4 protein-coding genes are annotated in these 2,424 nt (G+C 69.5%); 1 reads left to right on the top strand and 3 read right to left on the bottom strand.

The window, feature by feature from the left end; genetic code table 11:
• A partial coding sequence (locus tag P409_RS32025; RefSeq protein WP_034848136.1) for a winged helix-turn-helix transcriptional regulator occupies positions 1–292 on the bottom strand: 292 nt, incomplete at its 3' end.
• 302 nt (positions 293–594) lie between these two features.
• On the opposite strand from P409_RS32025, the gene P409_RS32020 reads away from it, so the two are divergent.
• On the top strand, positions 595–942 hold the full coding sequence (locus tag P409_RS32020) for a BP74-related protein (RefSeq protein WP_034848134.1): 348 nt from the start codon (positions 595–597) through the stop codon (positions 940–942).
• A gap of 30 nt (positions 943–972) precedes the next feature.
• On the opposite strand, the gene P409_RS32015 is transcribed toward P409_RS32020, so the two are convergent.
• Together P409_RS32015 and P409_RS32010 are read right to left on the bottom strand one after the other, a co-directional pair.
• Positions 973–2,070 (bottom strand): ABC transporter ATP-binding protein, encoded by a 1,098-nt coding sequence (locus tag P409_RS32015; protein ID WP_034848133.1) that lies wholly within the window; start codon positions 2,068–2,070, stop codon positions 973–975.
• A partial coding sequence (locus tag P409_RS32010) for an ABC transporter permease subunit (protein ID WP_034848131.1) occupies positions 2,058–2,424 on the bottom strand: 367 nt, incomplete at its 5' end. The genes P409_RS32010 and P409_RS32015, both read right to left, overlap by 13 nt.

The following is a 2,424-nucleotide window of genomic DNA, read 5'->3' as shown; positions in this document are numbered from 1 at the left end:
CGCGCAGCCGGTCGGGCAGCAGCTGCAGCCCGACGGCGAAGCCGCCATCCGGGTCGATCGCCAGCCCGATCGCCGGCTGGCCGGGGCCCTTCGGCGTGCCGCGCCGCGCGGTCAGCAGGCCCATCTCCCCGAATTCGCGGACGATGTTGGTGATGGTCTGCGGGCTCAGCGCCACCAGCCGGGCGATGTCGGCGCGCGAGATCGGCCCGTGCAGGCGCACCGCCTCCAGCACGATGCGCCGGTTGTACGGCCGTCCGAGATCCTGGTTCGTACCCTTCAGCCGCGTTGCCATGCAGCCTCCCCGACCCGAAGCGTGATCCCGGCCGGATAATTCGTCAAACGGTTTTATGAATTCCGGAAGCCGGGTCGCGCTCCGGATGGTATGGGCGCATCAGTGGCTGGCTTCGTCATGACCATTCCGATTGCGACAATTGTGGTTCTAGTTCTAAGAATAAGCTTAAAATATAAAATAAAATGCTGGGCTTTATTAAAGATTCGTCAATTGACTCTCGGTCAATGCAGAAATAGCCTGACGATATAGTTCGAACTATCAGTAGTTTCGTCCTTGTAATTTAATAACTCGTGGAGAGCAGAATGCCGCGCTACTTCGCCTTCGAGCAGCCGTCCAGCCCCGGCATCGAGTTCATCATCCAGCTCAACGACGAAGAGAGGATCCAGAAGGCGCTGGACATCCTGTCCGGGAAGGAGAAGGACGCCATCCACGTCCATGGCCGGATCGTCAAACGCACGCAGCCCTACAATCCGCGGTTCAACTTCTATCTCGACCCGGACACGATCAGCTTCTTCGAGGTCGCGATCGAGGTCTGCGACGCGAACATGATGTATGTGGAAGATCATCTCGACGAGGCCTGCGGCGCCTTCCTGCCGGGCTGCCACTGGTGTCCATGGGACTCGAAGCTGACCCGCGAGGTCAGGCCGTAATCGGCGATCCTTCCTGCCGGCGGCGGAGCGTCATTCCGCCGCCATCGCCCTGGTGCCGCCTTCCGGCGGCATCAGCCAGCCGTCCTCGACCCTGAGACGCAGGGCCGAGCCCTCTTCCGGCGGCGGGCCGCGATGGGCGACGCGCAGCACCCGGCCGGGGTCGGCGTCCGGGCGGCAATGCAGGATGGTCACGGCGCCCTCGAACACGGCGCGGTCCAGCCGCGCCGGGATGCCCTCGGCCGGGTCGACCGCCAGCCCTTCGGCGCGCAGGCACGCGGTCTGCGCCGGCGTGTGCGCCCCCGGGCTGCAGCGCAGCCGCACCGCATGGCCCCACAGCTCCGCGGCGCAATGGCCGGGGCCGGCACCGCCATGCCAGGTCACCGGCACCACCATGCCGCGGCCGACGAAATCCGCCACCATCGCCGTCGCCGGCTCGGCATAGAGCTGCCGCGGCGGCGCCACCTGCTGCAGCCTTCCGTGGTCCATCACCGCGATGCGGTCGGCCAGGGCCATCGCCTCGGCCTGGTCGTGGGTGACATAGACCACGGTGGCGCCCAGCTGCCGGTGCAGCCGGCGGAACTCCGCCTGCAGCGCGTCGCGAAGATGGACGTCGAGATTGGCCAAGGGCTCGTCCATCAGCACCAGGGCCGGCGCCATCGCCAGGCAGCGGGCCAGGGCGACGCGCTGGCGCTGGCCGCCGGACAGGGTCTCGGGCCGGGTGTCGGCTCGGTCCGACAATCCGACGGCCGCCAGCGCCTGGTCGGACCGCTGCGTCCGCTCCGCCGCCGGCAGCCGGCGGATGCGCAGGGCGTAGTCGACATTCTCGCGCACCGTCATGTGCGGCCACAGCGCGTAGGACTGGAACACCATGCCGATGCCGCGCTCTTCCGCCGGCACCATCGTCCCGCCGCCGGCCCCAGCCTGGGCGACCACCCGGCCGCCGATCCGGATCGTGCCGCCATCCGGCGCGTCGAAGCCGGCGAGCAGGCGCAGCAGCGTGGTCTTGCCGCAGCCGGAGGGGCCGAGCAGCGCCAGGAACTCGCCCTGCGCCACCTGCAGGTCGACGCCGTCGACCGCGACCCGGTGGCCGAAGCGGCGAACGACGCCTTCGATGTCTACGGCAGCCATGGCAGCGATCCCCTGGGCAGGCGGCGGGCGAGGAGGGTGGCGAGGCCGGCGAGGCCGAGCGTGACCAGCACGGTGAGCACGGCGACGGCCGAGGCGGCGGTGGCGGCGCCCTCGGCCTGCAGCGAGAACACCATCACCCCGACCGTCTCGCTGCCCCGCGACCAGAGGAGGGCCGAGACCGTCAGCTCGTTGAAGGCGGTCAGGAACACCAGGATGGCGCCGGTCGCGACCGCCGGGACGATGGCGGGCAGGACGATGCCCAGCAGCCGCCGCGGGCCGTGGGCGCCGGCCAGCCTCGCCGCCTCCTCCGGCGCCGGGTCGGCCTGGGCCATCGCTGCCGCCACCGGCCGCAGC

Source organism: Inquilinus limosus MP06, assembly GCF_000767795.1.
Taxonomy (GTDB): Bacteria; Pseudomonadota; Alphaproteobacteria; order DSM-16000; family Inquilinaceae; genus Inquilinus; species Inquilinus limosus_E.
Note: the sequence above shows the minus strand (reverse complement) of the source record. Positions and strands in the feature narration are given on the sequence as shown.

Excerpts from the sequence above, each read along its gene's own strand:
- P409_RS32020 (WP_034848134.1), top strand. The coding sequence starts at position 595 with ATGCCGCGCTACTTCGCCTTCGAGCAGCCGTCCAGCCCCGGCATCGAG.
- P409_RS32015 (WP_034848133.1), bottom strand. The coding sequence starts at position 2,070 with ATGGCTGCCGTAGACATCGAAGGCGTCGTTCGCCGCTTCGGCCACCGG.